Genomic DNA, 5,263 nt, shown 5'->3' on the forward strand with positions numbered 1-5,263 from the left:
GACAACACCACGTCCGCATACCCCTCCGCCCCCAGCCGCCCCAACGCCTGCTGATGCAACTGCTCAACCGGCGGACGCCACCCGCTGCGCAGAATCGTCGCGACCGCCTTCATGTACGCCGGGACGGCCACGCTGCGCCGAGCGGGAGGCGGTGCGATGCGACCGTAAACGGCGTTCGTGCGGCCCGAGTCGAGCGGATGGGTGTGCAGCCACTGCCAGGTCTCCGCGTCGGTGTGGAGGTCGAGCAGCAACGTCGTCGTCCCCGGTGCGCGCAACCGCAGCTCCTCCCGGACCCAGGCCCACGGAAACGCGGTGTAACGGACGGTCGCCGGAGTCGTCCGCGCCAGCGCCAGATGCGGAAGGTGCTGTTTCCGGTCGAGTTGGAGCTGACCGGTGACGAACACGGTCAACGGCCCCGGTGCCGTGGCGGCGGCACGCAACCGCGTCAGCACGGCCTGCGGCTCCAACGGGTCGGCGAGTTCGACAACGTTGGCGGTGTCCGTACCGGACAGCACGGCGGGGTCGACGGCCGCGAGCACGGGGAGTACGGAGGCCGCGTCCACCAGCCGACCCTTGCCGACCGGCGAGGCCGCGAGCAGCAACACCGTTCCAGGCATACGCCCTCCCCCGAACCGTCGAACACGGCGACCACGTCGTTCACTTCGTACCGCAGCACCGTAACCTCTGCCCAACCTCTGCTGCTGCAAAGGGTGATGTCAGGACCGCCGTACCGCGAAGATCGTGGTGTCGTCGGCGAGATGTCCGCCACTGTGGCGCAGGGTGCTGTCACGGACGAAGGCGACGAGGCGGTCCGGGTCGGCGAGCCGCGGATCGACGGAAACGGCTTCCGTGACAAGGGACTTGAGGGGATAGAAGACCCCCGCCCCGTCCCGCGCCTCCGTCACCCCGTCCGTGACGACGAGGAGGGTCTCACCGGGCGCGAGGCTGATCCGGAGTGTCGGCGGCGGCCCGTCCATGTGGGCCAACTCGCCCAGCCCGAGCGGGAGTCCGTGCCCGGGCGGCAGGGACCGTACGCCGTGCGGGCCGACCACGAGCGGGGGTTCGTGACCGAAGTTGACGACCTCGACTGTGTCCGGTTCGGCGACGGGGAAGCTCAGCAGGACGGCTGTCGCGAACCGGTCGATGCGGTCGTCGTCCTCACGGTCGAGGGCGGCGAGATGCAGCCCGTGCCGGTGGATCCGGGTCTCCAGCCGCGCGGCGACGGTAGCGAGCTCCGGCTCGTGATACCCCGCCTCACGGAACGTGCCGAGCAGCGCGGCCGCCGCCTCCACCGCGCCGAGGCCCTTGCCCTGGACGTCACCGACGAGGGCGCGGGTGCCGTGCAGGCCGGGCTGGATGTCGTAGAAGTCGCCGCCGACGCGGGCGAAGGCGTCCGCGGCGAGGTAGACGGCCGCGTGGTCGAGGCCGCCCCAGCCCGGCGGCAGCGGGCGCAGCAGCGTGCGGCGGGTGGTCTCGGCGACGTCCCGCATGTGCAGCATGCGGCGCTCGCCCCGGACCCGGACCGCGCAGGCCAGCACGGCGAGGACGCCGCCGACGCCGACGAGGATGAAGTCGGGCAGGCCGGTCTGGTACTGGCGCGGCCAGGCGTGGTCGGCGAGGACGTAGGTGGCCAGGCCGAGCACCGCGAACACGGCCGTGCCGCGCACCCCGCAGATCGCCGCGGCGATCCCGGGCACGAGCACGATCCACGAGACGGTCCGGAACTCGCCGGCGGTGTACCAGTCGACCAGCAGGATCGTGACGAGCACGAGCAGCGGCGGTATCCAGGCGACGCTCCGCCCGCGCACCCGCAGCAGATGCTGACGCCGGATCGCGTCGGGGTCCCCGGCGCGGAGCAGCCGGTCGAACGAAGAGCGCCCGGGGTCGGCGTGGCGCACCCGTCCGAGCCTCGATCCACGACGGCGCACGACCGTTAGTACGCGACCGACATCCGGCCGCGCGGGTGGGCGTGCCGCTCCAGTTCGTCGACGAAGGCGACCGCGTAGTCCTCGGCGCTGATGAGACTGCGGCCCTGGTCGTCGGTCATGAACTGGTCCCCGCCGAGGCGGAAGCGGCCGGTGCGGGTGCCCGGCGCGATCTCGGCGGCGGGGGAGACGTACGTCCAGTCAAGGCCGTCATCGAGGCCGCCGTCCAGGCCGCGGTAGTAGGCGAGGACGTCGCGGTGGGCGTGGGCCTCCGGGAGGTAGGCCTCGGGGAAGCCGGGCTGGTCGCTGAGGGCCTGCCCGGGGGCGACCTCCAGGCCGCCGGCGCCGCCGACCACCAGGAGCCGTCCGACACCGGCCGCGCGGACGCCCGCCACGAGCGCCTCGTTCAGGGCGAGGAAGGGGCCGCGCGGGTCGCTGCCGTCGCGGGGCGGTACGCACGCGGAGGCGACCGCGTCGGCGCCGCGCGCGACCTCGGCGACCTTCTCCGGGTCCGACGCGTCGGCCGCCGTGGCGGTGACCCCGGGGACGGGCGACTGGCCGGAGCGGCTGACCGCCAGGACCTGGTGTCCGCGGGCCGACGCCTCCGTCGCGATCCGGCTGCCGACCATGCCGGTGGCGCCGAAGAGTACGAGCTTCATGCGCCCCAGCGAAGCACGGGGCAACGGAGGCCGCACGCCGACTTGCCACCGCCTCCGCCGGGGTGTGCATTGGTAGTACGGGGAGAGAGAGGAGTGCTCTCATGGCTCATGCGGCACCCACGCCCGGCGGAATGACCGGCCCGGGCAACAGCACCGGCCGTAGCGGAACAACCGGCCGGGGCGGATTCACAAGCAATCTGCCCGACATCTTCGACGCCCGCGTCCACCGCGTGGCGAGGGTCGCGATCCCGGTCGTCCTGGGGCTCGTCTACGGCTACTGGGCGGCGGCCAACCGTCGCAGTGGCGGCCCCATCACGGGCTGGAACATCCTGTTCGGCTTCGTGACGGCGCTCGCGTTCATCGTGCTGTGCCTGGCGGTGGCCCAGTTCGCGCCGCTGCTGAAGCGCGAACTGCACTCGCTGGTCAAGTCCGGCTTCGCGGGCGCGGCACTCGGCTTCCTCTACAGCCAGACCGGCGAGAGCGTGCTGCGCTCCACGGCCATCGGTCTCGCGACCACGGCCGCCGTCTTCCTGGTCTTCTTCTACCGCTACTACACACGCGAGGACGGAGAGGGCAACCGCGTCCGCTGACCCGGCACGGCAACACATGGGCCCCGGCACCGAGTTGGTGCCGGGGCCCACAAGTTGCCGTCTCCCTACGGCGCCCAGTTCCAGATGCCGCCGCCGGTCGACGAACCGGAGGAGCTCCAGCTCCACGAGCCCGAGGCGCTCCACGACCCGGAGGCCGAGGTGCTCCACGAGGACGAGCTGTCGTCGTTCCAGTTCGGGTCGTTGTTCCAGTTGGAGTTGCCCTCATTGCCGCTGCCGCCGTCCTTCCAGCCCGGACACGGGTCCGAGCAGGACGGCACACGCTGGCCGCCGGTGTCGACGAACGCGGCGCTGGCCCAGGCCTGCGCGCCGACGAGCCAGTACCAGTCGGGATTTCCGTTGACGCTCTGTCCCCTGACCACGCATTGGACGCGGTCCTGACTGCCCGGTGAGAGCGAGTCGACGACGGGGGACCGGGTGGTGGGCGATTCCCGCACGTTCAGATCGGTGCGGGAGACGATCGTGCCCCAGATCGGACTGCCGCCACCGCCGCCACCGCCATGTCCTTCGGCGTACGTGGACGGTGCTGACGGTGCTGCCGCCGCCGTGGTGCCCGCCGCCGCGACGGCGAGGGTGCCACCGGTGAGCAGGGCCGCGGCCAGAGTCCGCAGGGCCGGAGTGGTGCGCATGTTCGGCCTCCTTCTCCCCAGCTCCAGGAAACACCCGTTCGGGTGAAGCCTCCACCGGAGAGCGGACTCCCCAGTTCCGCCAAGGCTTCCGCGACCGGGCCCGCCCATTCGGCTTGACATTTAACCCATACGCAGTCAAAAACGGCCGACGCGCTCGCGTACGACGCCCCCCGGCCGTGTCCTGAGGAGGTGCCCCCACGTCTCCGGAGCGCCCTGTCGGCCGTACTCGTCGCCCTCTCCTGCTTCCTCACGCCCTTCGGCGCGCTGGCGGCCTGGGCGGCGTACGGGCTGACCGACTCCGGCCGCTACGTCACGACGATGGCCCCCCTCGCCGCGGACCCGGCCGTACGGGACGCGATCGCGGACACGGTCGGCGCGGGCATCCTGCGCGAGGTCCAGGTCGGCGGGGTCCGGGTCGGTGGAGTCCGGATGAGCGGGGTCCAGATCAGCGCGACACGGGGCGTGATGGCGCCGTTCGTGCACGACGCGATGCGCTCGTTCACCAAGACCGAGGCCTTCCGCGTGGCCTGGGACGAGGGCAACCGGGTCACGCACGACGCCGTACTGCACGCCCTGGAGGACGAGGGACGGACCGGCACGGTCACCGTCGACCTCGCCCCGGTCACCGCCAGTGTCAAACACCAACTCGCCCGCGAGAACCCGCCGTTGGCGAACAGCATCCCCGTCCGGCACACCGAGGTCGCGGTTCTCCCGGCCGGTGAACTGGGCCCTCTCCGGAAGGAGTTCCACGTGCTCGAGGTCGCCGGCTTCTGGCTCCCCGTGGCAGCCGCCGTCTTCGCCGTCACCGGCATCGCCGTCGCCGTACGCCGCCGTCGCGCGATCACCGCGACCGCGCTCGGCACGGCCCTGGGCGGCGCGCTGCTCGGCCTCGCGCTCGCGATCGGCCGCCACTTCACCGTCGCCGACCTGCCGGCGGAGATCTCCGGGGCGGCGGGCGGCGCGATCTACGACGCCCTGACCTCGACCCTGCGTACGGTCGCCTGGCTGCTGCTGGGCGTGGGCCTGACGGTGGCCGCGCTGGCCTGGCTCACCCGATACGCCCGCCCGGTACGGGAGTTCCTGCTCCTGCGCCTCGTGCGAGACCGGCGAGCGTCCGCAACGCCCGCCGCAGATCGGGCACAGCAGCCGACGCGAGCCCAAGTCTGACCGCGTCCGGGGTCACCTTCGGATCGACGCTGAAGGCGGTCCCGGGCGTGACCGCGATCCCGTGCGCGGCCGCGGCCCCCGTGAACGTGTCGGCCCGCCACGGCGCGGGCAACTCCCACCAGGCGTAATAGGTCAGCGGATCGGCCCGTACGGTGAACTCGCCCAACTCCTCGACGACCAGCCGGTGTCGGGCCGCCGCGCCCTCCCGCTTGGCCGCGACGAGCCGCCCCACGGTCCCGTCCCCCATCCACCGCACCCCGGCCTCCAGCGCGAAC

General features: G+C 72.5%; 5 protein-coding genes and 2 pseudogenes. 2 read left to right on the forward strand and 5 right to left on the reverse strand.

Annotated features, from left to right (window positions below; genetic code table 11):
- The 3 genes and pseudogenes from ACNFOC_RS50620 to ACNFOC_RS50630 all read right to left on the reverse strand — a co-directional run.
- Positions 1–617, reverse strand: a pseudogene (locus ACNFOC_RS50620) (hypothetical protein); the annotation flags it as partial.
- Positions 618–716: 99 nt separating this feature from the next.
- Entirely contained in the window at positions 717–1,898 is a 1,182-nt protein-coding gene (locus ACNFOC_RS50625) for a PP2C family protein-serine/threonine phosphatase (RefSeq protein ID WP_416965738.1), read from the reverse strand.
- A gap of 35 nt (positions 1,899–1,933) precedes the next feature.
- On the reverse strand, positions 1,934–2,584 hold the full coding sequence (locus tag ACNFOC_RS50630; protein WP_416965739.1) for an NAD(P)-dependent oxidoreductase: 651 nt from the start codon (positions 2,582–2,584) through the stop codon (positions 1,934–1,936).
- Between the two features lie 101 nt (positions 2,585–2,685).
- On the opposite strand from ACNFOC_RS50630, the gene ACNFOC_RS50635 reads away from it, so the two are divergent.
- A complete protein-coding gene (locus ACNFOC_RS50635; protein ID WP_416965740.1) occupies positions 2,686–3,174 on the forward strand; it encodes a hypothetical protein in 489 nt (162 codons plus the stop codon).
- A 65-nt stretch (positions 3,175–3,239) separates the two neighbouring features.
- Here the strand turns inward: ACNFOC_RS50635 and ACNFOC_RS50640 are convergent, their stop codons facing one another.
- Complete coding sequence (locus tag ACNFOC_RS50640) at positions 3,240–3,821, reverse strand: SH3 domain-containing protein (protein ID WP_416965741.1); 582 nt, start codon at positions 3,819–3,821, stop codon at positions 3,240–3,242.
- Between the two features lie 189 nt (positions 3,822–4,010).
- Here ACNFOC_RS50640 and ACNFOC_RS50645 point away from each other — a divergent pair, with 189 nt between their 5' ends.
- Positions 4,011–4,988: a hypothetical protein gene (locus tag ACNFOC_RS50645; protein WP_416965742.1), complete on the forward strand. Its 978-nt coding sequence runs from the start codon at positions 4,011–4,013 to the stop codon at positions 4,986–4,988.
- Here the strand turns inward: ACNFOC_RS50645 and ACNFOC_RS50650 are convergent.
- Positions 4,870–5,263, reverse strand: a pseudogene (locus ACNFOC_RS50650) (PLP-dependent aminotransferase family protein); the annotation flags it as partial. The gene ACNFOC_RS50645 and the pseudogene ACNFOC_RS50650 sit on opposite strands and share 119 nt — an antisense overlap.

Origin of the sequence: Streptomyces colwelliae (assembly GCF_048158785.1) — a bacterium.
Lineage (GTDB): Bacteria > Actinomycetota > Actinomycetes > Streptomycetales > Streptomycetaceae > Streptomyces.

Coding starts and splice junctions, on each gene's coding strand:
- ACNFOC_RS50630 (WP_416965739.1), bottom strand. CDS start 2,584: ATGAAGCTCGTACTCTTCGGCGCCACCGGCATGGTCGGCAGCCGGATC.
- ACNFOC_RS50635 (WP_416965740.1), top strand. CDS start 2,686: ATGGCTCATGCGGCACCCACGCCCGGCGGAATGACCGGCCCGGGCAAC.
- ACNFOC_RS50640 (WP_416965741.1), bottom strand. CDS start 3,821: ATGCGCACCACTCCGGCCCTGCGGACTCTGGCCGCGGCCCTGCTCACC.